This is a genomic window from Halomonas campaniensis (genome assembly GCF_014193375.1).
Lineage (GTDB): Bacteria > Pseudomonadota > Gammaproteobacteria > Pseudomonadales > Halomonadaceae > Halomonas > Halomonas campaniensis.
This window is the reverse complement of record NZ_JACHZF010000004.1, coordinates 119,752-146,158: the sequence shown is the minus strand read 5'-3', so window position 1 is coordinate 146,158 and position 26,407 is coordinate 119,752. Positions and strand designations below refer to the sequence as shown.

Here is a 26,407-nt window from a genome sequence, read left to right as displayed (position 1 = left end):
GCTCCCGCGGAATCCAATCCTCAGCCCAAGAGAGAGCGCAGCCCGGCGATGGCGTCCTGCCCCCTCGCCTGCTTCTTCTCCGGGTCCTCCTTGTCCGCGCGCCCCTCCCACTCCAGGCTCTCCGCCGGCAGCTCGTCCAGGAAGCGGCTCGGCGCGCAGTCCATCAGTTCGCCATAGGCCTTGCGCTGGCGGGCCAGGGTCAGGGTCAGGGTGCGCCGGGCCCGGGTGATGCCCACGTAGGCCAGGCGGCGCTCCTCCTCCACGGTGCCGGCCTCGATGGCGTTGCGGTGGGGCAGCAGCTCCTCCTCCAGCCCCAGCAGGTAGACATGGGGAAACTCCAGCCCCTTGGAGGCGTGCATGGTGAGCAGCTGGACCCGGTCGGAGTCGTCCTCCTCGGCCTGCTGCTCGAGGATGTCGCGCAGCACCAGCCGGGAGATGGCGGCCTCCACGTCGTCGGTCTCGGTCTCCTCGGAGGCCGCGCTCTCCTCGGGGCTCCTGTCTTCCGGGGCAACCTGCATCGACTTCTCGAGCTGGTCGATCAGGATCCAGACGTTGGCCATGCGCCGCTCGGCGATGGTCGGGGCACTGGCGTTCTGGTAGAGCCACGCCTCGTAGTCCATCTCCCGCAGCATGTCGCGGATCGCCGCGACGGCATCGCCGTGGTCCATGCGCCGGCGCACCCCGTCGATGAAGTGGGTGAAGCGACCCAGGCGCTCCACCGCCCGCTCGGGCAGCTGCTCGGCCAGGCCCAGCTCGTGGCAGGCGGCGAACAGCGAGACCCCGCGGTCGGTGGCGTAGTTGGCCAGCTTCTCCAGGGTGCTGGGGCCGATCTCGCGACGCGGCACGTTGACGATGCGCAGGAAGGCGTTGTCGTCGGCCGGGTTGATCAGCAGCCGCAGGTAGGCCATGGCATCCTTGATCTCGTTGCGCGAGAAGAAGGAGGTGCCGCCGGAAAGCTTGTAGGGGATCTGGTAGTGCTGCAGCTTGAGCTCGAGCAGCCGGGCCTGGAAGTTGCCCCGGTAGAGCACCGCGAAGTCGCGCCACTCGGCGCGCTCCTTGATACGCCGCGTCAGGATCTCGCCGGCCACCCGCTCCGCCTCGGCCTCCTCGTGGCGGCTGACCACCACGCGGATCGGCGCCCCCTCGCCCATCTCCGACCAGAGGGTCTTCTCGTAGACGTGGGGGTTGTTACTGATCAGGGTGTTGGCGGCGCGCAGGATGGTGCCGGTGGAGCGGTAGTTCTGCTCCAGCTTGACCACCTGCAGGCGCGGGAAGTCCTCGCCCAGGGTCACCAGGTTCTCGGGCCGCGCGCCGCGCCAGGCGTAGATCGACTGGTCGTCGTCGCCGACCACGGTGAAGGTCTGGCGCTCGCCCATCAGCAGCTTCACCAGCTGGTACTGGCTGACGTTGGTGTCCTGGTACTCGTCCACCAGCATGTAGTGGATGCGCTTGCGCCAGCGGGCGAGGGCCTCCGGGTCGTCGCGCAGCAGCACCACCGGCAGCAGGATCAGGTCGTCGAAGTCCACCGCGTTGTAGGCCTTGAGGTGGCGGCCGTAGGCTTCAAAGACCCGGGCGGCGAACAGCTCGTCCTCGTCGGCGGCGTGGGAGAGCGCCTGCCCGGGCAGCACCAGGTCGTTCTTCCAGGCCGAGATCCGCTGCTGCACCGCGTTGATCTGGTCGGCGTCGACCTGGGCATCCTTGTGCATCAGGTCGCGCAGCAGCGCCTTGGCGTCCTCCGGGTCGAACAGCGAGAAGCCGGGCTTGTAGCCCAGCGCCTTGAGTTCGCGGCGGATGATGTTGAGCCCCAGGGTATGGAAGGTGGAGACGGTCAGCCCGTGCCCCTCCTTGCCCTTGAGCATGCTGCCCACCCGCTCCTTCATCTCCCGGGCGGCCTTGTTGGTGAAGGTCACCGCGGCGATGCGACGGGCGCTCATGCCGCAGGCCTGCACCAGGTAGGCGATCTTGGTGGTGATCACGCTGGTCTTGCCGGAGCCGGCCCCGGCCAGCACCAGGCAGGGACCGTCGATGTAGCGCACCGCCTCCTGCTGGCGGGGGTTGAGGCCGGCGAGGCGCTGCTGGATGGTGACGGGGAGGTTCATGGGGCGGGCCTCGCGACATCCACCCCGGCGGCGCCGACGAAGCCCAGCTGGCGCCAGGCTTCATAGACCAGCACCGCACAGGCGTTGGAGAGATTCAGGCTGCGGCTGTCCTCGCGCATGGGAATGCGCAGGCGCTGTGCCTCGGGCAGGGCATCGAGCAGCGCCTGGGGCAGGCCGCGGGTCTCGGGGCCGAACACCAGGGCATCGCCCTCGCGGTAGGCGGGCTCATGGTAGCCGGTCCGCCCCCGGGTCGAGACCGCGAACACCCGGGCCGGCGCCACCTCGGCCAGGAAGCACGCCCAGTCGCGGTGCACCCGCACCGCCGCCCACTCGTGGTAGTCGAGCCCGGCCCGGCGCAGGCGCCTGTCGTCCAGGGCAAAGCCCAGCGGCTCGATCAGGTGGAGCCGGAAGCCGGTATTGGCGCACAGCCGGATCAGGTTGCCGGTATTGGGCGGGATCTCGGGCTGGTAGAGAACGACATCGAGCATGGCAGCTCCGCTGAAGGGCCCGGTGGAACGCAGGCGGGCCCCGTCCGGGGCCCGCCTCAGGGTGCGATGGCGAGGGGCGTCAGAAGCGCAGGCGCACGCCGACCTGGGCGCCGCGGTCCAGGGTACGGGTGCCGCTGCCGTCGCTGTCGAAGTCGGCGCCCAGCTGGCGCAGGCCGACGTAGCCGTCCACGTTGGGGGCGAAGGCGTAGCGGGCGCGCACGCCGATCTCATAGCCGTCATCCAGGTCGCGGCTGGTCACCGCGCCGGGGGTGTAGTAGCCGTAGCCGCCCAGGGAGACCTCGGGCAGGTTGGGCAGGTAGACATAGCCGTAGCCGCCCAGCCCCAGGCCGCCGCCCTTGCCGACATCGGTATCGTACTGGGTCCAGCGGGCCCCCACGCCGACCTCGCGCTCGCGGGTGTGCTGGGTGCCCATCAGCTGGGCGTGGAAGACGGTGGCATCCTCGCGATACTCGCTGTCGACCACGCCGCCGCCCAGGCGGATGCCGTCGGTCACTTCACCGGCCGCCTCGAACTGTACGGCGTCCGGGCCCAGGTTCAGGTCCAGGCTGCCGGCCTGGGCCAGGCCCGCCAGGGTCAGCAGGGCAGTACCGGCAAGGGCGGTGAGGATCGATTTCATCAAGGCTCTCCATGTCATGATCGTCTCCGGGGCGATACTCCTGCGGAGGCGTGAAACGTCGGCCGGGCTCAGTGCCCCCGGACGCCGTAGCGGTCGCGGTAGTCGCGGATCGCCGCGGCATGGTGACGCAGTTCCTCGCCGGCCTGCCCTTCAAGATAGGCCAGGACCATGTCCAGCGTCACGATGCTGAGCACCGGCATGCCGTAACGGGCCTCGACCTCCTGGATGGCGCTCAGGCCCTTGCCTTCAACTTCAGCGCTGCCGAGCTCCTGGCGATCCAGGGCGATCACCACCCCGGCGGCGCGGGCGCCGGCCTCATCGATCAGCCCCATCACCTCGCGAATGGCGGTGCCGGCGGTGATCACGTCGTCGATGATCAGGACACTACCTTCAAGCGCGGCACCGACGATGTTGCCGCCCTCGCCGTGGGCCTTGGCCTCCTTGCGGTTGAACGCATAGGGCAGGTCGCGGTCATGGTGGTCAGCCAGCGCCACGGCGGTGGTGGCGGCCAGGGGGATGCCCTTGTAGGCGGGGCCGAACAGCACGTCGAAGGCGGGGGCGCGATCGACGATGGCCCGGGCATAGAAGCGCCCCAGGCGGGCCAGGGCGGCACCGGTGCGGAACAGCCCGGCATTGAAGAAGTAGGGGCTGACGCGACCCGATTTCAGGGTGAACTCGCCGAAGCGCAGCACCCCCTGTTGAATGGCGAACTCGATGAACTCACGCTGGTAGGCCTCGAGCTGGCCGTCGGGACTCTCGCGCGTGCCGGAATTCTCCACCTCGGGGCTCCTATCATCTTTATTGGCCGTGGCCATTTACCCAAACGTCGAAACGTCGGGTATCATACACGCGCGACGCAAAAGGGACCATGTATGAAAATCGCCACCATCAATGTCAACGGCATCCGGGAGGCGGTCGGGCGAGGCTTTCTCGACTGGCTGGCCAACCAGGATGCCGATGTCGTCTGCGTGCAGAACCTCAAGGCCAAGAGCTTCGAGCTGGACGACAGCATCCTCTATCCGGAGGGCTACGAGGGCTACTTCCTCGACGCCGAGCAGGACGGCTTCTCCGGAGTGGGCCTCTACTGCCGGAAGATCCCCAAGGCGATCATGTATGGCCTGGGCTTCCCCGAGTGCGACCACGAGGCACGCTTCCTGCAGGCCGACTACGACCGTTTCAGCATCGCCAGCTTCCTGATGCCCGACGGCAGCGACCCGGCCGCCAAGCAGGCCTTCATGGCCCAGTACCAGGAGTACCTCAGCAAGATGGCCCGCAAGCGCCGCGAGTACATCATCTGCGGCACCTGGCACATCGCCCACAAGACCATCGACCTGGAGAACTGGGCCGACAACCAGACCACCCCGGGCTTCAAGCCCGAGGAGCGCGCCTGGATGGACCAAGTGTTCGGCCCCACCGGCTTCATCGACTGCTTCCGCGAGATCAACCGCGACGCCGGCGAGTACACCTGGTGGCCGAAGCTCGACCAGGAGGTGCCGCGGGCGCGCCAGGAAGGCTGGCGCATCGACTACCAGATCGTGGGTCCCAACTTCCGCCGGCACATCGTCGACGCCTGGATCGACTACGACGCGACCTTCTCCGAGTTCGCCCCGCTGATCGTGGAGTATGACCTGACGCTCTGAGTCAGTGCCCTTCGTCGCCGTTCCGGCCCGCCGGAACGCATCACGCCGGCCATCATGGCCGGCGTGATGCGTTGGGGCCCTTGCCCGGCGCCCTTCGTTTCCTGCCTAGCGCGGAATGCCCAGCGATTCCCGCTGGTGGTCGAAGAGCTGTGCACCGGCGTTCTCGGCCAGTTCCAGCATGGCGTTCAGCTCGGCGCGGCTGAAGCTGCCCTTCTCGGCGGTGCCCTGCACCTCGATCAGGCTGCCGTCCTCGGCCATCACCACGTTCATGTCGGTGTCGGCGCCGCTGTCCTCCGGGTAGTCCAGATCCACCACCGGCACGCCCCGGAACAAGCCCACCGATACCGAGCTCACCAGCTGCTTGAAGGGGTCGCCCTTGATCAGCTTGTTGCGCTGCAGGTAGCGGATGGCATCCACCAGCGCCACGCAGCCGCCGGTGATCGAGGCGGTGCGGGTGCCGCCGTCGGCCTGGATGACGTCGCAGTCCACGGTGATGGTGAACTCGCCGAGCTTCTTGAGGTTTACCGACGCCCGCAGCGAGCGGCCGATCAGGCGCTGGATCTCCAGGGTCCGTCCGCCCTGCTTGCCGCGGGCCGCCTCGCGGCCGCCGCGGGTGTGGGTGGCACGGGGCAGCATGCCGTACTCGGCGGTCACCCAGCCCTGGCCCTTGCCGCGCAGCCAACGCGGCACGCCCGGCTCGACGCTGGCGTTGCACAGCACCTTGGTGTCGCCGAACTCCACCAGCACCGACCCCTCGGCGTGGCGGGTGTAGTCGCGGGTGAGCCGGATCTCGCGGGGCTGGTCGGGGGCGCGTCCACTGGGACGCCGGAACTCCGAAGTCATGACACCTCTCTTGAACATCGATTGACGGTGGCGGGAACGCCTGGCCGCCCATTCTACACCCCTGGCCGTCCGCGCGAGGGGGGGGAATCGGTTACACTGCCCCCACGCGCTTCCCCATGACCCTCGACCACGCCAGGAGTCCTTCATGGTCCACAGCATGACCGCCTTCGCACGCCAGGCCCATGACGACGACTGGGGCAGCCTGCAGATCGAGCTGCGCTCGGTGAACCAGCGCTACCTGGAGCCCCACTTCCGCCTGCCCGAGAGCCTGCGCGACCTGGAGCCGCTGTTCCGCGAGGCGCTGCGCACCCGCCTGGCCCGGGGCAAGGTGGAGTGCAGCCTGCGCTTCGACCCCGCCCGGGACGACGGCGGCCTGGCGGTCAGCCGCGAGCGGCTGGCCGAGCTGGCCCGCGCCCTCGCCGAGGTGCGCGACGCGGTGCCCGACGCCCCCATGCCCGACGCCCTGGCCCTGCTCGACCATCCCGGCGTGCTCGAGAGCCAGGGGCCCGACCTCGACACCATCAAGGCCGCCGCCGTGGCCCTCTTCCAGGCCACCCTGGACGACCTGATCGCCGGCCGCGCCCGGGAGGGCGACAAGCTCGCCGGCCTGATCCGCGAGCGGCTGGCCGCCGTGAACGGCCAGGTGGCCGAGGTGCGCCGGCTGATGCCGCAGATCCTCGCGCGCCAGCGCGCCCTGCTGCTGGAACGCCTCGAATCGGTGAAGGCCGAGCTCGACCCCCAGCGGCTCGAGGCCGAGCTGACGCTGATCGCCCAGAAGGCGGACGTGGACGAGGAGCTCGACCGGCTCGCCACCCATGTCGCCGAGGTGGAGCGCCAGCTGACCCAGAAGGGCCCGGTGGGCCGGCGCCTGGACTTCCTGATGCAGGAGCTCAACCGCGAGGCCAACACCCTCTCCTCCAAGTCGGTGGTCGCCAGCACCACCCGCTGCGCGGTGGAGCTCAAGGTACTGATCGAGCAGATGCGCGAGCAAATTCAGAACATCGAATAAACCAGGGAAAGGAACATCTTCGTACCATGAATCACGCCGCTCACAACAAGCTGGTTGCCTTCATCTGGTCGATCGCCGACGACTGCCTGCGCGACGTCTACGTGCGAGGCAAGTACCGCGACGTGATCCTGCCGATGGTGGTACTACGCCGGCTCGACGCCCTGCTGGAGGCAAGCAAGGCCGACGTGCTGAAGGAAGTGGCCTTTCAGCGTAAGGAACTGGAGCTGGCAGAGCCGGACGAGGCGGGACTTCGTGAAGCCGCCGGCTATGTGTTCTACAACACCAGCAAGTGGACCCTGAGCCAGCTCTACAGGACGGCCACCAACAACCAGCAGATCCTGCTGGCCAACGTCGAGGAGTACCTCGAGGGGTACAGCCCCAACGTCAAGGAAATCATCGACAAGTTCGACCTGCGCCGCCAGGTCCGGCACATGGCCAGCAAGGACGTGCTGCTGGATGTGCTGGAAAAGTTCACCTCGCCCTATATCAACCTGACCCACGAAGACGCCGAGGACCCGGACGGCAACCGTCTGCCGGCGCTCTCCAACCTCGGCATGGGCTACGTCTTCGAGGAGCTGATCCGCAAGTTCAACGAGGAGAACAACGAGGAAGCCGGGGAACACTTCACACCCCGTGAAGTGATCGAGCTGATGACCCACCTGGTCTTCGACCCCGTCAAGGACCGCCTGCCCCCGGTGATGACCATCTATGACCCGGCTTGCGGCAGCGGCGGGATGCTCACCGAGTCCCAGAACTTCATCAAGGACGAGGAAGGCGCCATCCGTGCCAGTGGCGACGTCTATCTCTACGGCAAGGAGATCAACGACGAGACCTACGCCATCTGCAAGTCCGACATGATGATCAAGGGCAACGACCCGGCCAACATCCGCTCCGGCTCTACCCTCTCCACCGACGAGTTCGCCGGCGATCGCTCCAACCCACCCTACGGCAAGAGCTGGGCCAGCGAGCAGAAGTTCATCAAGGATGGCAAGGAGGTCATCGACCCCCGCTTCAAGGTGACGCTGGCCGATTACTGGGGCGATCGCGAAACCCTCGATGCTACGCCCCGCTCCAGCGACGGCCAGCTGCTGTTCCTGATGGAGATGATCAGCAAGATGAAGGCCGGCGAGACCGGCCCGGGCTCTCGCATCGCCTCGGTGCACAACGGCTCCAGCCTGTTCACCGGCGACGCCGGCAGCGGCGAGAGCAACATTCGCCGCTACATCATCGAGAACGACCTGCTGGAGGCCATCATCCAGCTGCCCAACAACCTGTTCTACAACACCGGCATCACCACCTACATCTGGCTGCTCAGCAACCGCAAGGCCGAAGCGCGCCGCGGCAAGGTCCAGCTGATCGACGCCAGCCTGCTCTACCGCAAGCTGCGCCGAAACCTCGGCAACAAGAACTGCGAGTTCTCACCCGAGCATATCGGCGAGATCACCCGCTGCTATCAGGCGCTGGAAAGCATCGACCGCCCGGCGGGAGGCGACGGCATCGCCGCCCAGGTCTTCGACAACCGTGACTTCGGCTACCACAAGGTCACCATCGAACGCCCCGACCGACGCAAGGCGCAGTTCAGCGCCGAGCGCATCGAGACCCTGCGCTTCGACAAGGCCCTGCGCGAGCCCATGGCATGGGCCTATGCGCAGTGGGGCGACACGCTCTACGAGCCCGGCACCCTCAAGGAGCACGAGAAGGCGACCCTCGCCTGGTGCGAGGAGCAGGAGCTCGGCCTCAATGCCAAACAGCGCAGGAAGCTGCTGGATGAGGCCACCTGGCAGAAACACCTCGCCCTGGTCAGCGCCGCCCGTGAGCTGATGGCGGTCATCGGTACCGAGGAGTTCAACGACTACAACCGTTTCAAGTCGCTGGCGGAGCAGGAGTTCAAGGCGCTAGCCAAGCGGAAAGACATCAAGCTCTCCGCCGGCGACAAGGGCGCCATCCTCAATGCCATGAGCTGGTACAGCGAGGACGCCGAGAAGGTCATCAAGCAGACCGTGAAGCTGACCGGCGAGGCACTCGCCCAGCGCCTCGCGTTCCTGGGCTGCCGGGAGGAGGATCTGCCCGACTTCGGCTACACCCCGACCGGCAAGCCTGGCGAATATGTCATCTTTGAAGCGAGCGCGGAGCTACGCGACAGCGAGAGCATTCCTCTCGACCAGAGCATCCACGGCTTCTTCCTGGACGAGGTCAAGCCCCACGTACCGGAAGCCTGGATCAACATGGCATCGGTGAGGATTGGCTACGAGATCAGCTTCAACAAGTATTTCTACAAGCACCAGCCGCTGCGCAGCATGGAGGAAGTCGCCCGCGATATCGTGGCGCTGGAGCAGCAGGCGGAAGGGCTGATTGCCGATATTCTGGGTATTGAGGTTGAAGATTTTTCGGGGGTGAAAAGTGAATAAATCGCTCTCTCAAATAAAAGATTATACATACCACAAGGATTCTCAAGTTTCGTGGATTGGAGGCTATCCGAACCACTGGAAATTATTGCGTCTTAAGTTTCTTTGCTCCATAAAGACAGGGGATCGGAACACGGAAGACCGGAGGGATGGTGGATCATACCCTTTCTTTGTCAGATCTCAAATTCCTGAAAAAATTGACACCTACTCTTATGATGGCGAAGCCATATTAACTGCAGGCGACGGTGCTGGAGTAGGAAAGGTTTACCATTACATAAATGGCAAATTTGACTACCACCAAAGGGTCTATAAATTCAGTGACTTTAAGATAGCTTCAGGAAAGTATCTTTTTCACTATATCTCCTCAAAGTTTTACAACGTAGCATTGCTGGGCTCAGCAAAATCAACTGTTGACAGCCTGAGACTTCCGCTAATCAAAGACTTCTCTGTTTGCTTCCCTATCAACCCAAGTGAACAAGAAAAAATTGTCGGCTTCATCGATAAGCAAACCAATAAAATATCTAAAACAATAAGAACCAAGGAAATGCAGATCTCCCTGCTAAAGGAGCGCAAGCAATCCCTGATTCAGAATGCCGTTACCCGTGGGCTCGATCCGGATGCGCCCATGCGGGATTCCGGTATTGAGTGGATTGGAGAGATACCGCAGCACTGGGGAATCAGCCATAATCGCACCCTCTTTACCGAGCGTGTCGAGCCTGGCAAGGAAAGCTTGCCGCTTCTCACCGTATCCATTCGTTCCGGCGTATCTGCCGGCGAGCTAAGCGAAGGCGAGAACCTGAGAGGTCGCGTCAAGATCGAGGATCAAACCAAGTACAGCCTCGTCCAGCCCGGTGATATCGTCTACAACATGATGCGCGCCTGGCAAGGTGCCATCGGTGCCGTGACGACGACAGGTATGGTAAGCCCGGCCTACACAGTGGCAATTCCGGATTCCAGGATTCGGCCAAAATTCTTCGAGTACCTTTACCGGACGCCGCTCTTCATCCACCAGATGGACCGCCACTCCAAGGGCATCACCGATTTTCGCAAGCGACTCTACTGGCAAGAGTTCAAGCAAATGCTCACCCTCCTTCCTCCGCTCGATGAACAGGATCGTATCGTTCAACATATCGACCAGGAATCGACCCGGATCGACAGGGCTATTTCCCTCTTCCAACGCCAGATCGAACGCCTCAAGGAGTACCGAGCCACCCTGATCGATAGCGCCGTCACCGGCAAGATCCGGGTGCCCGGCGTGGAGGATCCCGCCCGGCAGGAGGCGTTGGCCTGATGCAACCCGAACACCGGCTTCAGCAGCTCCTCGACGGCACGGGCGAAAGCGAGATCGTCGAGTTCAAGGAGGCGAAGAACGCCTACAGCTTCGACAAGCTCGGCCGGTATGTCTCGGCGCTGAGCAACGAGGCCAATCTCAAGGGCCTGCCCAGCGCCTGGCTCGTGTTCGGGGTGAAGGACAACCATCGGGTGGTCGGCACCCACTTCCGCGAGAGCCACCGGGAGCTCCAGTCGCTGAAGAAGGAGGTCGCCGACAAGACCACCCACCGCCTGACCTTCATCGAGATCCATACCGTTCAGCATGCCGACGGACGGGTGCTGCTGTTCGAGATTCCGGCCGCGCCCCAGGGCATGCCGGTGGCGTGGAACGGCCACTACTACGGGCGCGACGGCGAGTCACTCGGCCCGCTCTCCATCGACGAGATCGAGCGGATTCGCTACCAGAGCCGGCAGCACGACTGGAGCGCGGCGGTCTGCCACGACGCCACCCTCGACGACCTCAGCCAGGACGCCATCGCCCTGGCCCGCGAGGAGTTCGCCACCAAGCACCCCCGGCTCGCCGATGACCTGACGGACTGGGACGACACCACCTTCCTCAACAAGGCCAGGCTCACCATCCGGGGGCAGATCACGCGCACCGCCATCCTGCTGCTGGGCAAGCCGGAAGCCGCCCACTGGCTCAACCCTGCTACCCCCACCATCTCCTGGATCCTCAAGGACCGTGACGGGCTGGAGCGGGACTACGAACATTTCGGCTGCCCGCTGCTCATCGGCGCCGAGCGGGTCTACCGCAAGATCCGCAACCTGAAGTATCGCTACATGGCGGATGACAGCCTCTTCCCCGAAGAGGTCGACCAGTACGACCCCTTCATCATTCGTGAGGCGCTCAACAATGCCATCGCGCACCAGAACTACGAGCTGGGCGGCAAGGTGACGGTGGTGGAGTTCGAGGATGGGCGGCTGTGCTTCAGCAACCCGGGCCGCTTCATACCCGGCTCGGTGGAGCAGGTCATCCACGCGGATGCGCCGGAGTCACGCTACCGCAACCGATTCCTCACCGATGCCATGGTCAACCTCAACATGATCGACACCATCGGCAGCGGCATCCGCAAGATGTTCATCATCCAGAAGCAGCGCTTCTTCCCCCTGCCGGAGTATGAACTGGACCGCGACCGTGTCCAGGTGACCATCACCGGCCGCGTGGTCGACCTCAACTACGCCAGGAAGCTGGCGGAGCTTCCCAACCTGACGCTGGACGACATCATCCTGCTCGACCGCGTGCAGAAGCGAAAGCCACTGACGGACGAGCAGGCCAGGCACCTCCGGCGCCAGGGGCTGATCGAGGGCCGCAAGCCCAACCTGCATATCTCGGCGCAGGTGGCCAGGCAAAGCGACGAGAAGGCCCAGTACATCCGCAACCGTGGCCTCAGCGACCAGCAGTACAAGCAGATGATATGCAACCTCATCGAGCAGTTCGGCGAAGCCAGGCGAAAGGATATCGACGGCTTGCTCCTAGACATCCTGCCAGACATCCTGAGTGACAAGCAGAAGAGCAACAAGGTGAAGAACCTGCTTCAATCCCTAAAGAATCAAGGTGTTATCGAACCAGTTGGCAAGCGGTGGCGAATGTCTAGGCGCTGACGGCTAGACATTTCTAGACATTCTCCGGCCAGACCGATACGCCAGGCGTTACCCTCGAAGCGCCAGGGGAAGCGGAACCATCTCATTTGATGGTCATTTGACAGTGTCCCCTTCACAGGGACGGAGACAGGCGATAAAAAAATAAAAACAATAACTTATTAAATAATCGTCATTTGACAGGGCACAGGGACGCCAGGTCATACGCAGGAGAGGTCATGGTCAGCCAGACGAACGAGCAAGCACTGGAAGCGAGCATCGAACGCGCCCTGACGGGCAGCTGCCGCGAGGACGGCATCGCACTGGGCGAGAACCAGGCCGAACGCCCCTTCAGCCCGGCGCATGGCTACCACCCGGGCCGCCCCGATCACTTCAACTCGCACTACGCCGTCGATACCCACCAGCTGTGGCGCTTCCTCGAGGCCACCCAGGCCAGGGAGCTGGACAAGCTCAGGCAGCGCCATCCAGACTGGGAACGCAAGCTGCTGGAGCGCTACGACCGCCTGGTCGGCAAGCATGGCCTGCTGCACCTGCTCAAGAAGGGGCTGAGCCTCGATGACACCCACTTCACCCTGATGTATCCCGCGCCGCTGGCCAGCAGCTCGGCCAGCGTCAAGGAGCACTTCGCGGCCAATCGGTTCAGCTGCACCCGCCAGGTGCGCTATTCGCTGGCCAACAGCCTCGAAGAGATCGACATGGTGCTGTTCATCAACGGCCTGCCCTTCGCCACCCTGGAGCTGAAGAACCCCTGGACCGGGCAGACCGCGCGCTATCACGGCCAGAAGCAGTATCGGCAGGACCGCGACCCCAGCCAGCCGCTGCTGCAGTTCGGGCGCTGCCTGGTGCACATGACCGTGGATACCGACGAGGTCTACATGACCACGCGGCTGGCGGGCCCGAGGACCGACTTCCTCCCTTTCAACCAGGGCAGCGAGAGCCACGGGGCGGGCAATCCGCGCAACCCGCAGGGCCATCGCAGCGCCTACCTGTGGCAGGAGGTCTTCACCCGCGAGAGCGTGGCCAACATCATCCAGCACTTCATGCGCCTGGACGGCAGCAGCCGCATGCCGCTGACCAGACGGACACTGTTCTTCCCCCGCTATCACCAGCTGGATGTCGTGCGCCGTCTCGTGGCCCATGTCAGCGATCATGGCGTCGGCCAGACCTATCTGGTGCAGCACTCAGCCGGCTCCGGCAAGTCAAACTCCATCACCTGGGCGGCCTACCAGCTGATCGAGACCTACCCAAACGCCGAGGACGTGCGCGGTGCCCGCGGGCTGGAAACGCCACTGTTCGACTCGGTCATCGTGGTCACCGACCGGCGGCTGCTCGACAGGCAGCTGCGCGATCACATCCGGGAGTTCTCGGAGGTCAAGAACATCGTTGCGCCGGCACAGCGCTCGGCCGATCTGAAGCAGGCCCTTGAGCAGGGCAAGAAGATCATCATCACCACCATCCAGAAGTTTCCCTACATCATCGACGGCATCAACGACCTGAGCGAGAAGCGCTTCGCCGTGATCATCGATGAGGCGCACGGCTCTCAGGATGGCGATGCCCACGGCAAGATGAACCGGGCCATGGGTGGCGACGCCGAGTCCGAGGAGGACGTGCAGGACAAGGTGCTCCAGGCCATGCGCGCCCGCCGGATGCGCGGCAACGCCTCCTACTTTGCCTTCACCGCCACCCCCAAGCGCAGCACGCTGGAGAAGTTCGGCCAGGCCACCCCAGAGGGCGAGTTCAAGCCCTTCCACCTCTACTCGATGAAGCAGGCCATCGAGGAGGGCTTCATCCTCGACGTGCTGGCCAACTACACCACCTACCGCAGCTACTACGAGATCCAGAAGTCCATCGAGGAGAACCCGCTGTTCGATACGGCCAGGGCCCAGAAGAAGCTGCGCGCCTACGTTGAACGGCATCCCCAGACCATCCGCGCCAAGGCGGAGATCATGCTCGACTACTTCATCCAGCAGGTGGTCAATCACAAGAAGCTGAAGGGCAAGGCCAAGGGCATGGTGGTCACCCAGAACATCGAGGCCGCCATCCGCTACCACCAGGCCATCTCGCGCCTGCTGGAAGAGCGTGGCAGCCCGTTCAAGGCGCTGGTGGCCTTCTCGGGAACCAAGACGGTGGATGGTATCGACTACACCGAGGCCGACATCAACGGCTTCCCCGAGGCCGAGACGAGGGAGGCGTTCGACGGCGACGAGTACCGGCTGCTGGTGGTGGCCAACAAGTACCTGACCGGCTTCGATCAGCCGAAACTGACCGCCATGTACGTGGACAAGAAGCTCCAGGGCGTCCTCGCGGTCCAGGCCCTTTCCCGCCTCAACCGCGCGGCAACGAAGCTGGGCAAGAAGACCGAGGATCTCTTCGTCCTGGACTTCTTCAACACCACCGACGACATCAAGGCGGCCTTCGATGATTTCTACACGGCGACCAGCCTGTCGGAGCCGACCGACGTCAACGTGCTGCATGAGCTCAAGGAGGCCCTGGACGAGGTAGGCGTCTATGAGTGGCACGAGGTGGAAAGCTTCATCGGGCACTACTTCGGCAATGCCGATGCCCAGGCACTGAGCCCGCTGATCGATACGGCGGCGGATCGCTTCAATGACGAACTGGCGCTCGACGACCCGCACAAGGCGGATTTCAAGATCAAGGCCAAGCAGTTCGTAAAGATCTACAGCCAGATGGCCTCGATCATGCCGTATGAGGTGATCGCTTGGGAAAAGCTGTTCTGGTTTCTCAAGTTCCTGATTCCCAAGCTTGTCGTCCGTGACAGGGAGGCCGACGAGATCGATGCGCTGCTGGAGTCGGTCGACCTGTCATCCTACGGCCTGGAATGGGTCAAGCTCGGCCAGCGCATCGGCCTGGACGAGACACCGACGGAACTCGACCCCACCAACCCGAACCCACGCGGTGCCCATGACGGCGGGGCCGACCCCGACCCGCTGGACGAGATCATCCGCACCTTCAACGAGCGCTGGTTCCAGGGCTGGGAAGCCACGCCGGAGGAGCAGCGCGTCAAGTTCCTCAGCATCGCCAGGAGCATCGAGGCTCACCCGGACTTCGAGGAGAAGTACAAGAACAACCAGGACACCCATAACCGCGTGCTGGCCTTTGAGAAGATCTTCGAGGAGGTGATGCTGAAGCGTCGTCGCGCCGACCTGGAGCTCTACAAGCTGTTGGCCAACGATGAAGCCTTCAAGTCGTCCATGCAGGAAAACCTGAGAAAAGTGTTGGGATAGCCCGCGGCAGGGAATGAACAGCCCCTGCAGCACGCCGACGATTCATGCGATACTTCGCGCTTTCCTCACGGCACACGCCGCTTCACCCAGTTGCCAATCAGGGATGCCGACCATGCCCCAGGGTACCCTCTTCATCGTTTCCGCCCCCTCCGGTGCCGGCAAGACCAGCCTGGTCCGCGAACTGATCGACAGCCTCGACGGCCTCCAGGTCTCGGTCTCCCACACCACCCGCGAGCGCCGCAACGGCGAGGTGGATGGCGTCAACTACCACTTCATCGACGTCCCGGCCTTCGAGGCGATGATCGAACGCGGGGAGTTCTTCGAGCATGCCCGCGTGTTCGACAACTACTACGGCACCTCGCGCCCCGCCGTCCAGGCGGCGCTGGCCGCCGGCCAGGACGTGATCCTGGAGATCGACTGGCAGGGGGCCCGCCAGGTGCGCCAGCAGATGCCCGATGCAGTGTCGATCTTCATCCTGCCCCCCTCCCGGGAGGAGCTCGAGCGTCGCCTGGCGAGCCGCGGCACCGACGAGCACGCGGTGATTGCCCGACGCATGCGCGATGCCGTCAGCGAGATGTCCCACCACGACGAGTACGACTACCTGGTGATCAACGACGACTTCACCACCGCCCTGCGCGAGCTGCAGTCGCTGGTCATCGCCCGCCGCCTGACCCTCGCGCGGGCCGGCGAGCACCACGCCCCGCTGCTGAAGGCGTTGCTCGGCTGAGCCGCACAGGCGCTGCACTGCAGCGCTTGTCACGGCAACCGGGCGTCGAGTAACCTATCGGGTCTATCCATTGGTGGAATCTCCGCCCCGCGTGCCTCGCAGGGGCTTAGGCGGTTCCCCGTCAGCTGCAGGAAGACATCCATGGCGCGAGTCACAGTCGAAGATTGTCTGGAAAACGTCGAGAACCGCTTCAAGCTGGTGATGATCTCCACCCAGCGCGCGCGCCAGCTGGCCCGCGGCTCCCGTGACGCCCAGCTACCCTGGGAGAACGACAAGGCCACCGTGGTGGCGCTGCGCGAGATCGCCGCCGGCCTGGTCGACGAGAGCGTGCTCGACGAGCCGGTCGAGGCGCCGGTGCGCGTCATCCGCGAGCCGCACTACGGGGCCGGCGCCGAGGAGTGATCCCGCACGACGGCTTCCCGCCGCCTTCCCTTCCAGGGCACTCACGCAGGAGTCAGGGCGCGCTGCATGTTCACGATCGATGACCTGGCCGACCGTCTCGGCGGCTACCTCCCCCAGAACGAGATCCAGCAGGTCAAGCGCGCCTTCTACTACGCCGAGCAGGCCCACGACGGCCAGCGCCGGCGCTCCGGCGAACCCTATGTGACCCACCCCCTCGCCGTGGCCAATATCCTGGCCAACATGCACATGGACCATCAGAGCCTGATGGCAGCCATGCTGCATGACGTGATCGAGGACACCGGCGTCGGCAAGGAGGCCCTGGCCGAACAGTTCGGCAAGCCCGTGGCGGAGCTGGTCGACGGTGTCTCCAAGCTGACCCAGATCACCTTCGAGGACAAGGCGGTCGCCCAGGCCGAGAACTTCCAGAAGATGGTGCTGGCGATGTCCCGGGACATCCGGGTGATCATCGTCAAGCTGGCCGATCGGCTGCATAACATGCGCACCCTGGGCGCCCTGCGCCCCGAGAAGAAGCGCCGCATCGCCCGCGAGACCCTCGAGATCTATGCCCGCATCGCCAGCCGGCTGGGCATCAACACCATCCGCGTCGAGCTCGAGGACCTCTCCTTCCAGGCGCTGCACCCGATGCGCGCCGAGCGCATCAAGCGCGCCGTCTCCAGCGCCCGCGGCCACCGCCGTTCGGCGATCCGGCAGGTCCAGAACGCCCTGCAGCAGAGCCTCGACGACGAGGGACTGCCGGGCACGGTGATCGGCCGCCAGAAGCACCTGCTGTCGATCTACAAGAAGATGCGCGACCAGCGCAAGTCGTTTGCCGAGATCATGGATGTCTTCGGCTTCCGCATCATCTGCGACGACGTCGACAGCTGCTACCGCATCCTCGGCGTGGTGCACAACCTCTACAAGCCGGTGCCCGGGCGCTTCAAGGACTACATCGCCATCCCCAAGGCCAACGGCTACCAGAGCCTGCACACCACCCTGTTCGGCAGCGGCGGCATGCCCATCGAGGTGCAGATCCGCACCCGCGAGATGGAGGCCATGGCCAACAACGGCATCGCCGCCCACTGGCTCTACAAGGCCGGCCAGACCCAGCACCCCATCGCCGAGGGCAGCCACGCCCGGGCCCGCTCGTGGATCAAGGGGCTGCTGGAGATGCAGCGCCACGCCGGCGACTCCCTGGAGTTCATCGAGCACGTCAAGAACGACCTCTTCCCCGACGACATCTACGTGTTCACCCCCAAGGGCGACATCATGGAGCTGCCCCAGGGGGCCACGGTGATCGACTTCGCCTATTCGGTGCATACCGACATCGGCAACGGCACCATCGCCTGCCGCATCGATCGCCACCTGGCCCCGCTCTCCACCCGCCTGGAGAGCGGCCAGACCCTGGAAATCATCACCGCCCCGGGGGGGCGCCCCAACCTGGCCTGGCTCAACTTCGTGGTGACCGCCAAGGCCCGCTCGGCGATCCGCCATGCGCTCAAGCACCAGCAGCACACCGAGGCGGTGCAGCTGGGCCGGCGGCTGCTCAACAAGTCCCTGGCCGACTTCGAGACCAGCCTGGAGGAGCTGCCCGAGGCGCCGCTGGCCAGCCTGCTGGCCGAGCTCGGCCTGAAGAACGAGGACGCCCTGCTGGAGTCCATCGGCCTCGGCACTCGGGTCGCCCATGTGGTGGCACGCCGCCTGATCGACCTGCAGCAGGGCGAGTCGCGTAGCGAGGGCGAGCCCGAGCGACGCGCCCACGGGCCCATTGTCATCAGCGGCGCCGAGGGCATGGTCATCAAGTTCGCCCGCTGCTGTCACCCGCTGCCCGGCGACCCGGTGATCGGCCACCTCTCGGTGGGCAAGGGGATCGTGGTGCACCGTGCCGAGTGCCGCAACCTGGGCGAACTCAGGAACGACCCGGACAAGCTGTTCGCCCTGGAGTGGTCCGACGACATCGCCGAGGACTTCCCGGTGGCCCTGCGCCTCGAGGTCGAGAGCCGCCGCGGCCTGGTGGCCGAGCTGGCCGGCCTGGTCACCGATGCCGACGCCAACATCGAGCGCATCGGCATCGAGGAGCGCGACGCCCGCCTGGCCACCGTCAACCTGATCCTGTCCGTGCGCGATCGCGTCCACCTGGCCCGCATCATCAAGCGGCTGAGAAACCTCTCCCACGTGGGCAGGATCTCGCGCGTCGGCAACTGAATCCGTCCCTGGCCCGCCCGTCGCGGCTGCGACGGGCGGGCCAGCGCTTTCATGCATCACCACCCTTCAACACCACCACGGAGAACGTCCATGAGCAACAAGGCCGTGATCAACACCGACCAGGCACCCGCCGCCATCGGCCCCTACTCCCAGGCCATCAAGGCCGGCAACACCGTCTACCTCTCCGGCCAGATCCCCCTGGACCCGGCCACCATGGAGCTGGTCTCCGACGACTTCGAGGCCCAGGCCCGCCAGGTCTTCAAGAACCTCAAGGCCGTCTGCGAGGAGGCCGCGGGCTCGCTGGGCGAGATCGTCAAGCTCAACCTCTACCTGGTCGACCTAGGCCAGTTCGCGGTGGTCAACCAGGTGATGGAGGAGTTCTTCGACAAGCCCTACCCGGCCCGCGCCGCGGTGGGCGTGAAGGCGCTGCCCAAGGGCGCGCAGTTCGAGGCGGAAGCCGTGATGGTCATCGGCGACTGACCGGGGAATGCGGCTCTTCCTGGCGCTGGTGCCGCCACCCGGGCTGCGCGAACGGCTCGGCGCCCTGGCGGACGCCGCCCACGCCCGCTGCGGCGGGCGCCGCATGCCCGACGAGAGCCTGCACCTCACCCTGGCCTTCCTCGGCGAGGTCGGCGACGACCTGGCCGGTGAGCTGGCGGAGGAGATCCGCTCGCTGGCCATCCCCGCCGGGTGCTGGACACTGGATGCCTGGGGCCACTTCCGGTGCCCGGGCATCGTCTGGGTGGGGGGCCACCGTCCGGATGCCGCCCTGCAGCGACTGCACGAGCGGCTGTGGGACCGCCTGGAGGCCCACCAGCTCCCCGGTCGCCCCTCCCGCTTCATCCCGCATGTCACCCTGCTGCGCCGGGCCGAACGCCTCGAGGCAGACGACCTGCCGCACGTTGACCTCGAGTGGTCCTATAATCAGGTGACGCTGATCCATTCGATCAACGACGGACAGGCCGCACGCTACGTGCCCCTGGCGCGCTCTCGGGCGACCTGAGCCATCACGGGACTGAGGGGAGAAGGGAATGTCTCTCGAATCGCACCGGGCGGCCTGCGCCGCCCTGACGCTGCTGGTGGCTTGCGGCCCGGCCATGGCCGACCTGCAGGTCGCGGTCGGTGCCACCAGCGAATCCACGGTCGCCCTCAAGGTGGAGGTCGACCGGATCGTTCCGCTGGCAAGCCTGCACCCCCGGCTGGAGCTGCGGCTGGCCACCGGCCTGCTGCTGCTCTCCAGCGAGGAGGAGGACGGCAACGCCGCCTGGCTACTGTCGCCGGCGCTGCGCTGGACCTTCTCCGGCGAGCGGGGCGCCTTCCTGGAGGCCGGCATCGGCGGCGCGCTGTTCCTGGAGACCCGCGTGGACTCCCGGGAGCTCTCCACCGCCTTCCAGTTCGAGGATCGCCTGGCGCTGGGCCTGCCCTGGGCCAGCGGCGAGCTCTCCCTGGCGCTGACCCACTACTCCAATGCCGGCATCAAACGACCGAATGACGGTTTGGAGACGCTGACGCTGGGCTACCGCTACCCGCTGTGACCCACCTAGGCTTTCTCGGGCAGGAAGCCGCCCTCCCTGAGCACCTGGGCATAGCCCTCGCGATAGCTGGGATAGCGGAACACGTAGCCGCTCTCCAGCAGGCGACGGTTGTCGCAGCGCTTGCTGGCCCGGCGGCGCAGGGGCGACTGGATGGTCTCGGTGGCCTCGACCTTGAGCTGCTTGGCCAGCCAGCTCATCACCTCGTGCAGCGGCGCCGGCTCGCAGTCGCTGGCCAGGTAGAGGTCGTGGAGCGGCCGGTCGGCCAGGGCCAGCTCGATCAGGTGGGCCAGCACGCCGGCACAGTCGTCGCGATGGATGCGGTTGGTGTACATGGCGGGACTGGAGGGGGCGATGCGCCCCTCGCTGACCTGGCGGATCAGCCGATCGCGGCCGGGGCCATAGATCCCCGAGAAGCGCACCACGGTACCCGGCAGGTCGTGGTCGATCAGCGCCTGTTCGGCCTCGCGCATCAGCACCCCGGAGAAGCCGCTGGGATCAGTGGGGCTCGCCTCGTCGACCGGCTCACCGGCCTGCTGCGGGTAGACGCTGGTGGAGGAGACGAAGAAGACCCGGCGCGGCGGCCGCTGGCGGCCGGCAAACTCGGTGAGCACCGCCTTGAGCCCCTCGGGATAGGCGGTGCGGTAGGCCTCCTCGTCGAAGTGGTCGGCGCTGACCACATAGACCAGCACCTCGGCATCCGGCAGGCCGGCCAGGGAGGCGGGATCGGCGAGGTCCGCGGCGATGGCCTCGAGGCCGCTGCCCTCCAGGGCGCCGGGGTTGCGGCGCACCCCGACCACCCGCTGGCCGGCCTCCTGCAGCCGCTGCCCCAGTGACCGTCCGATGTCCCCGCAGCCCAGAATAAGCGTTGTTGTCTTCACCTTTCCCTCGCCCCCTGATAAAAAGTCCCTATTGGATTTTCAAGAGGATGCCGTTCAGGCAACCATCATGACTCTAACAGAACTCCGCTACATCGTGACACTGGCTCAGGAGCGCCATTTCGGGCGCGCCGCCGAACGCTGCTTCGTCTCCCAGCCGACCCTGTCGGTGGCGGTGAAGAAGCTCGAGGAGGAGCTGGGCGTGGCGCTGTTCGAACGCTCGAAGTCCACCGTCCAGGTCACCCCGCTGGGCGAGAAGATCGTCGAGCAGGCCCAGCGCGTGCTGGAGCAGACCGGCGTGATCAAGGAGCTGGCCAACGCCGGCAAGGACCAGCTGGCCAGCCCCCTGCGCATCGGCGCCATCTACACCATCGGGCCCTACCTCTTCCCGCACCTGGTGCCGGAGCTGCGCCGACGGGCGCCGCAGATGTCGCTCTACATCGAGGAGGGCTTCACCGGCAACCTGCGTCGCAAGCTGAGAAGCGGCGAGCTCGATGCCATCATCGTGGCGCTGCCCTTCACCGAGACCGACGTGCTCACCAAGCCCCTCTACGAGGAGGCCTTCGAGGTGCTGATGCCCGCCGACCACCCCTGGGCCGAGCGCGAGACGATCCACAAGGAGGACCTGCTGGGTGAGCGCCTGCTGCTGCTGGGCGAGGGACACTGCTTTCGCGACCAGATCCTCGAGGCCTGCCCGGCGATCAGCCACAAGCTCGCCAGCCCCACCAACACCCTGACCGCCGAGGGCGGGTCGCTGGAGACCATCCGCCACATGGTCGCCTCCAAGCTCGGCATCACCGTGCTGCCCCGCTCGGCCATCGGCACCGGCCACTACGAGAGCGGACTGCTGATCAGCCGTCCCTTCAGCGAGCCGGCCCCCTCGCGCACCGTCGCCATCGCCTGGCGCGCCAGCTTCCCGCGCCCCAAGGCGATCGATGCCGTGACCGACGCCATCGCCCGCTGCCGCGAGGCCGAACTCGAGCCGGCATGAGCGCTGCCCCCCACGCGCTCGACGCGCCGGTCACGTCGCTCAAGGGGGTCGGTGAGGCCCTGGCCCTGAAACTGGCCCGGCTGCGCATCGCCAGCGTCGCCGACCTGCTCTTCCACCTGCCGCTGCGCTACCAGGACCGCACCCGCATCACGCCCATCGGCACCCTGCGCGCCGGTCACGAGGCAGTGGTGGAGGGCGAGGTGGTGGCCGCCGAGGTGGTGCGCGGCCGACGCCGCAGCCTGCTGGTAAGGCTGCGCGACGGCAGCGGCATCCTCAGCCTGCGCTTCTTCCACTTCTCCCCGGCCCAGCAGCAGCAGTTCCAGCCCGGCAGCTGGGTGCGCGGCTTCGGCGAGGCCCGCGCCGGCGCCACGGGGCTCGAGCTCTATCACCCGGAATACCGCCTGCTCAAGGCCGACGCCCCGCCCGTGGAGGACCACCTCACGCCTATCTACCCGACTACCGAGGGGCTGCACCAGACCCGCTTGCGGGCGCTGATCGAGCAGGCCCTGGCACAGCTGGAGGCCCACCCCGAGGCGTTGCCCGACTGGATCAGCGAGGACCTGCGCGCTCGCTTCCGCCTGCCTGAGCTGCACCACTGCCTGCACGTGCTGCACCAGCCGACCCCGGACATCGACCCCGAGACCCTGGCCAGCGGCCATCACCCGGCCAGTCGCCGCCTGGCCCTGGAGGAGCTGCTGGCCCACCGCCTGAGCCTCCAGGAGGTGCGCCTGCGCATCCGAGAGGATGGCGCGCCGGCGCTGCCCAGCGGGCGCAGCCTGCAGGCGCGCTTCCTCACCCAGCTGCCCTTCTCGCTGACCGGTGCCCAGCGCCGGGTGCTGGACGAGATCGCCGCCGACCTGGCCCGTGAGACGCCCATGCTGCGGCTGGTGCAGGGCGACGTGGGTTCCGGCAAGACGGTGGTGGCCGCCATGGCGGCCCTCTCCGCCATCGCCGGGGACTGCCAGGCGGCGATGATGGCCCCCACCGAGCTGCTGGCCGAGCAGCACTACCGCGCCTTCCGCGCCTGGTTCGAGCCGCTCGGCATCGAGGTGGCCTGGCTCTCCGGCAAGCTCAAGGGCAAGGCGCGCCTGGACACCAAGGCGGCGATCCTCGACGGCCGCGCGCGCATGGTGGTGGGCACCCACGCGCTCTTCCAGGGCGACGTGCACTTCCAGCGCCTGGGCCTGGCGATCATCGACGAGCAGCACCGCTTCGGCGTCCACCAGCGCCTGGCGCTGCGCGAGAAGGGCGAGGCCGGCGGCCTGACGCCCCACCAGCTGGTGATGACCGCCACGCCCATCCCGCGCACCCTGGCGATGAGCGCCTATGCCGACCTGGACGTCTCGGTGATCGACGAACTGCCCCCCGGCCGTACGCCCGTCAAGACCGTGGTGGTGCCCGACGAGCGGCGCCCCGAGGTGGTGGCGCGCATCCGCCACGCCTGCGCCGAGGGCCGCCAGGCCTACTGGGTCTGCACCCTGATCGAGGAGTCCGAGGTGCTGGAGTGCCAGGCCGCCGAGGCGACCCGCGACGAGCTCACCGAGGCGCTGCCGGAACTGGCCATCGGCCTGGTCCACGGACGCATGAAGGCCAGCGAGAAGACCGAGGTGATGGCCGCCTTCAAGGCGGGCGAGCTGGACCTGCTGGTGGCCACCACGGTGATCGAGGTGGGGGTCGACGTGCCCAACGCCAGCCTGATGATCATCGAGAACCCCGAGCGGCTGGGGCTCTCCCAGCTGCACCAGCTGCGCGGCCGGGTGGGGCGTGGCTCCACCGAGAGCTTCTGCGTGCTGCTCTACCACGGGCCGCTGTCGGCCCACTCCAAGGAGCGCCTGGCGGTGATGCGCGAGACCAACGACGGCTTCCGCATCGCCGAGAAGGACCTGGAGCTGCGCGGCCCGGGGGAGGTGCTGGGCACCCGCCAGACCGGCCTCGCCCAGATGAAGATCGCCGACCTGGAGCGCGACGCCGACCTGCTGGAGCGCGTCGCCCCCCTGGCCGAGGCGCTGCTGGCCACCCATCCGGAGGCCAGCCGCCCGCTGATCCGCCGCTGGCTGGGCGAGGAGGCGGGCCGCTACGGGCAGGTGTGACAGCAGCCAAGCAAAGAGTCTGCGTATGAGGGACTGAGCGTAAACCGTCGGGCGGTGAAAGGTTTTGCTTGGCGCTCGGCGCTATCGGCTCGGTGCTTACAGGTGCTTGAGCAGCCGCTGCAGCTTCTGCAGATCGGCGGAGTCGCCGACCAGGCGCACGGTGCCGGCCATCATCCCGTTGAGGAAGGCCTGCTGGGTGGGTTTCCTGAGCACCTTGAGCGCGGTGGCCTGATCCTCGAAGCGCAGCTCCAGGTCGAGGTCCACCGGCAGGCCGCGGCCGGTACGGATGCCGCGCGGCGACATGCGGTAGTGGCGGGCGATGGCCAGATCCTCGGTGGCGATGCCCCAGTCGAGGCCGCGCATCTCGCCGAGCAGCTCACGGAAGCGGGGCTTGCGGCGCAGGGCACGCTTGAGCAGCAGTCCCAGCAGCCAGAGCATCAGTCGCAGCTTCATGGAGGGTTCCGAGCGGGAGGAGGGAAAACGTTCAGCGACCCGCACCGCGGCGGGTCGCATCGAGGGGCGCCTACTTGGCGACGGCGTCCTTGAGGCCCTTGCCCGGCTTGAAGGCCACGGTCTTGCTGGCCGGGATGGTCAGCGGCTGGCCGGTCTGGGGGTTCTTGCCGGTGCGAGCGGCACGCTCGCGCACGGTGAAGGTACCGAACCCGATCAGTGAGACATCCTGCCCCTGGGACACGCTGCCGGTGATCTCGTCGAGAATGACGTTGAGCACCTGGCTCGCCTTGTCCTTGGAAAGATCGGCACGCTCGGCAATCGCCGCGGCGAGTTCTGGCTTACGCATACAGCCCTCCTGGTGTTGGCTTCTGCCTCCGGACGCAGTGGATGGTCGCCGGAGGTATTGTTGTGGTGGTGAGTTCCCCGATCCGTGTCACTCGCATGCGGCCTTCCCGACTCGAGAAGACAGCATGCGAATGACACCGGCATGCCCGATATCGCCCAACAGCACGGCCGGTGGCGACACCGTGTCCTAGCCTAGCAACGGCGGTGCGACCCGCGCCAGTTCAACTTTCCGACGGACACAGGCCCCTGTCAACGCAAATCCGATCAAACGACCGTCCTCGGCCTCGGCCAGGGCCGTCATGTCTCCCGCCTCGCCCTCGAGTCGCCAGCGTGCCGGGGGCCGCGCCGGCGGCAGCGCCACCACCGGCAGCAGGGGCGTCTTGACCACCACCGGCCAGGGACCGTAGCTGACCGGGGTCGGCGTGCCGGTGAGGGTGCGCGCCAGCGCCTTGGCGCTGGCCTGCAGCGGTTGCACGTACATGGCATTGACGCCGTCCACGCAGGCCACGTCGCCCAGGGCGTGGACACCGGGCGCCGCGGTGGCCAGGTATCGGTCGGTGTGAATCCCCGCGGCGCTGACCGCCAGGCCCGCCGCCTCGGCCAGGGCGGTGCGCGGCCGGAGGCCGGTAGCCACCAGCACCAGGTCGGCCTCCAGGCGGCTGCCGTCGTCCAGGGTGACCCCCACGGCCGCCCCGGCCTCCGCCAGGGCCGTCAGGCCGGTTCCCAGCGCCAGCACCATGCCGGCCTCCTCGAAGGCCTCCCCCAGGGCCCGCCCGAGGGGCACCGGCAGCAGCCGCGGCAGGGGCGCGCCCTCGGGGGCCACCAGGCTCACCTCGTGGCCGCCGGCCAGCAGGTCGTTGGCGAACTCGCAGCCCACCAGCCCGGCACCGATGATCGCCACCCGCGCCGGCCGACCCAGCGCCTCGAGCACCCCATGGAAGGCCCGGTAGTCGTCCAGGTCGTTGACGCTGAAGACCCGCCCGGCCACGGCCTCGGGCACCGCAAAGGGCACGGCCGGCGCCGCCCCGGTAGCCAGCACCAGCTCGCCCCAGGGCAGCCGCTCCGCGCCGAGGCTCAGCGTCCTGGCCGCGAGATCGATGCCCTCGACGCGGGCATGGGTGCGCACCACGGCGCCCAGCTCATCGGCCACCTGCAGGGCGCTGCGGGCCGCCAGGCGCCCCGGCGGCAGGCGCTTGGCGAAGCCGGTGGAGAGCAGCGGCTTGGCGTAGTCGTCGCCGCTGTCGGCGGTGATCAGGGTGACGGGGCGATCGGCGTCCAGGGCCCGCAGCTGGCGGAGCAGGCCGATGCCGGCCATGCCGGAGCCGATGATGGTCAGCGGAGCGCTCATGGGACTCCTCGGTCAGGGAAGGGATGACACCGCATGTTACACTACCCGCCCCCTTGTTCGACGCGGAGCCCGACGGTGTCCGACCTGCCACCTGCCGACACCCGCGCCCCGGCGCACTGGATTCCCCTGGCCGCGGCCCGCC

23 protein-coding genes are annotated in these 26,407 nt (G+C 66.6%); 14 read left to right on the top strand and 9 right to left on the bottom strand.

The features are described 5' to 3' along the window. Positions 1 to 20: 20 nt before the first annotated feature. The 4 genes from rep to pyrE form a co-directional block, all read right to left on the bottom strand. Positions 21 to 2,099, bottom strand: a complete 2,079-nt coding sequence (gene rep / locus BDK63_RS03595) for a DNA helicase Rep (RefSeq protein ID WP_183329959.1) — start codon at positions 2,097 to 2,099, stop codon at positions 21 to 23. Beyond that, on the bottom strand, positions 2,096 to 2,587 hold the full coding sequence (gene trmL / locus BDK63_RS03590) for a tRNA (uridine(34)/cytosine(34)/5-carboxymethylaminomethyluridine(34)-2'-O)-methyltransferase TrmL (protein ID WP_183329958.1): 492 nt from the start codon (positions 2,585 to 2,587) through the stop codon (positions 2,096 to 2,098). The genes rep and trmL overlap by 4 nt, the downstream gene beginning before the upstream one ends. A gap of 79 nt (positions 2,588 to 2,666) precedes the next feature. Next, positions 2,667 to 3,224 carry a YfaZ family outer membrane protein gene (locus tag BDK63_RS03585; RefSeq protein ID WP_183329957.1) on the bottom strand — a complete coding sequence of 186 codons (558 nt, stop codon included), beginning with the start codon at positions 3,222 to 3,224 and terminating at the stop codon, positions 2,667 to 2,669. A gap of 68 nt (positions 3,225 to 3,292) precedes the next feature. Then, positions 3,293 to 4,003 carry an orotate phosphoribosyltransferase gene (gene pyrE / locus BDK63_RS03580; protein ID WP_343065266.1) on the bottom strand — a complete coding sequence of 237 codons (711 nt, stop codon included), beginning with the start codon at positions 4,001 to 4,003 and terminating at the stop codon, positions 3,293 to 3,295. Positions 4,004 to 4,096: 93 nt separating this feature from the next. Between pyrE and BDK63_RS03575 the strand changes: the two genes are divergently transcribed. Beyond that, positions 4,097 to 4,864 (top strand): exodeoxyribonuclease III, encoded by a 768-nt coding sequence (locus BDK63_RS03575; RefSeq protein ID WP_183329955.1) that lies wholly within the window; start codon positions 4,097 to 4,099, stop codon positions 4,862 to 4,864. A gap of 105 nt (positions 4,865 to 4,969) precedes the next feature. Here BDK63_RS03575 and rph read toward each other — a convergent pair whose 3' ends face one another. Further along, on the bottom strand, positions 4,970 to 5,707 hold the full coding sequence (rph, locus tag BDK63_RS03570; RefSeq protein ID WP_183329954.1) for a ribonuclease PH: 738 nt from the start codon (positions 5,705 to 5,707) through the stop codon (positions 4,970 to 4,972). A gap of 145 nt (positions 5,708 to 5,852) precedes the next feature. Here rph and BDK63_RS03565 point away from each other — a divergent pair, with 145 nt between their 5' ends. The 11 genes from BDK63_RS03565 (at position 5,853) to BDK63_RS03515 (ending at position 20,163) form a co-directional block, all read left to right on the top strand. Next, the gene (locus tag BDK63_RS03565; RefSeq protein WP_183329953.1) at positions 5,853 to 6,716 is read left to right on the top strand and encodes a YicC/YloC family endoribonuclease; all 864 of its coding nucleotides are present in this window, start codon (positions 5,853 to 5,855) and stop codon (positions 6,714 to 6,716) included. 26 nt (positions 6,717 to 6,742) lie between these two features. Beyond that, positions 6,743 to 9,124: a type I restriction-modification system subunit M gene (locus BDK63_RS03560; RefSeq protein WP_183329952.1), complete on the top strand. Its 2,382-nt coding sequence runs from the start codon at positions 6,743 to 6,745 to the stop codon at positions 9,122 to 9,124. Further along, positions 9,117 to 10,412, top strand: coding sequence for a restriction endonuclease subunit S (locus BDK63_RS03555; protein WP_183329951.1), 1,296 nt, complete (start codon positions 9,117 to 9,119; stop codon positions 10,410 to 10,412). The genes BDK63_RS03560 and BDK63_RS03555 overlap by 8 nt, the downstream gene beginning before the upstream one ends. Then, positions 10,412 to 12,055, top strand: a complete 1,644-nt coding sequence (locus BDK63_RS03550) for an RNA-binding domain-containing protein (protein ID WP_183329950.1) — start codon at positions 10,412 to 10,414, stop codon at positions 12,053 to 12,055. Before BDK63_RS03555 ends, BDK63_RS03550 begins: the two co-directional genes overlap by 1 nt. Before the next feature lie 215 nt (positions 12,056 to 12,270). After that, positions 12,271 to 15,297: a type I restriction endonuclease subunit R gene (locus BDK63_RS03545; RefSeq protein WP_183329949.1), complete on the top strand. Its 3,027-nt coding sequence runs from the start codon at positions 12,271 to 12,273 to the stop codon at positions 15,295 to 15,297. Positions 15,298 to 15,409: 112 nt separating this feature from the next. Then, a complete protein-coding gene (gmk, locus tag BDK63_RS03540; RefSeq protein WP_183329948.1) occupies positions 15,410 to 16,024 on the top strand; it encodes a guanylate kinase in 615 nt (204 codons plus the stop codon). A 141-nt stretch (positions 16,025 to 16,165) separates the two neighbouring features. Then, on the top strand, positions 16,166 to 16,426 hold the full coding sequence (rpoZ, locus tag BDK63_RS03535; protein ID WP_183329947.1) for a DNA-directed RNA polymerase subunit omega: 261 nt from the start codon (positions 16,166 to 16,168) through the stop codon (positions 16,424 to 16,426). 66 nt (positions 16,427 to 16,492) lie between these two features. Beyond that, positions 16,493 to 18,628: a RelA/SpoT family protein gene (locus BDK63_RS03530; RefSeq protein ID WP_183329946.1), complete on the top strand. Its 2,136-nt coding sequence runs from the start codon at positions 16,493 to 16,495 to the stop codon at positions 18,626 to 18,628. Positions 18,629 to 18,718: 90 nt separating this feature from the next. After that, positions 18,719 to 19,108 (top strand): RidA family protein, encoded by a 390-nt coding sequence (locus BDK63_RS03525; RefSeq protein ID WP_183329945.1) that lies wholly within the window; start codon positions 18,719 to 18,721, stop codon positions 19,106 to 19,108. 7 nt (positions 19,109 to 19,115) lie between these two features. Then, positions 19,116 to 19,631 carry an RNA 2',3'-cyclic phosphodiesterase gene (thpR, locus tag BDK63_RS03520; protein WP_183329944.1) on the top strand — a complete coding sequence of 172 codons (516 nt, stop codon included), beginning with the start codon at positions 19,116 to 19,118 and terminating at the stop codon, positions 19,629 to 19,631. A 28-nt stretch (positions 19,632 to 19,659) separates the two neighbouring features. Next, the gene (locus BDK63_RS03515; RefSeq protein WP_183329943.1) at positions 19,660 to 20,163 is read left to right on the top strand and encodes an acyloxyacyl hydrolase; all 504 of its coding nucleotides are present in this window, start codon (positions 19,660 to 19,662) and stop codon (positions 20,161 to 20,163) included. A 5-nt stretch (positions 20,164 to 20,168) separates the two neighbouring features. Here BDK63_RS03515 and BDK63_RS03510 read toward each other — a convergent pair whose 3' ends face one another. Then, positions 20,169 to 21,041 (bottom strand): SDR family oxidoreductase, encoded by an 873-nt coding sequence (locus BDK63_RS03510; protein ID WP_183329942.1) that lies wholly within the window; start codon positions 21,039 to 21,041, stop codon positions 20,169 to 20,171. Positions 21,042 to 21,108: 67 nt separating this feature from the next. Between BDK63_RS03510 and BDK63_RS03505 the strand changes: the two genes are divergently transcribed. Then, positions 21,109 to 22,029: a hydrogen peroxide-inducible genes activator gene (locus BDK63_RS03505; protein WP_183329941.1), complete on the top strand. Its 921-nt coding sequence runs from the start codon at positions 21,109 to 21,111 to the stop codon at positions 22,027 to 22,029. Further along, positions 22,026 to 24,119, top strand: coding sequence for an ATP-dependent DNA helicase RecG (gene recG, locus BDK63_RS03500; RefSeq protein WP_183329940.1), 2,094 nt, complete (start codon positions 22,026 to 22,028; stop codon positions 24,117 to 24,119). The genes BDK63_RS03505 and recG overlap by 4 nt, the downstream gene beginning before the upstream one ends. Positions 24,120 to 24,215: 96 nt before the next feature. Here the strand turns inward: recG and BDK63_RS03495 are convergent, their stop codons facing one another. From BDK63_RS03495 to BDK63_RS03485, 3 genes are all read right to left on the bottom strand, one after another. Further along, complete coding sequence (locus BDK63_RS03495; RefSeq protein WP_183329939.1) at positions 24,216 to 24,572, bottom strand: hypothetical protein; 357 nt, start codon at positions 24,570 to 24,572, stop codon at positions 24,216 to 24,218. Positions 24,573 to 24,642: 70 nt separating this feature from the next. After that, positions 24,643 to 24,918: an HU family DNA-binding protein gene (locus tag BDK63_RS03490; RefSeq protein WP_183329938.1), complete on the bottom strand. Its 276-nt coding sequence runs from the start codon at positions 24,916 to 24,918 to the stop codon at positions 24,643 to 24,645. Between the two features lie 186 nt (positions 24,919 to 25,104). Continuing rightward, the gene (locus BDK63_RS03485) at positions 25,105 to 26,265 is read right to left on the bottom strand and encodes an FAD-dependent oxidoreductase (protein WP_183329937.1); all 1,161 of its coding nucleotides are present in this window, start codon (positions 26,263 to 26,265) and stop codon (positions 25,105 to 25,107) included. Between the last annotated feature and the right edge of the window lie 142 nt (positions 26,266 to 26,407).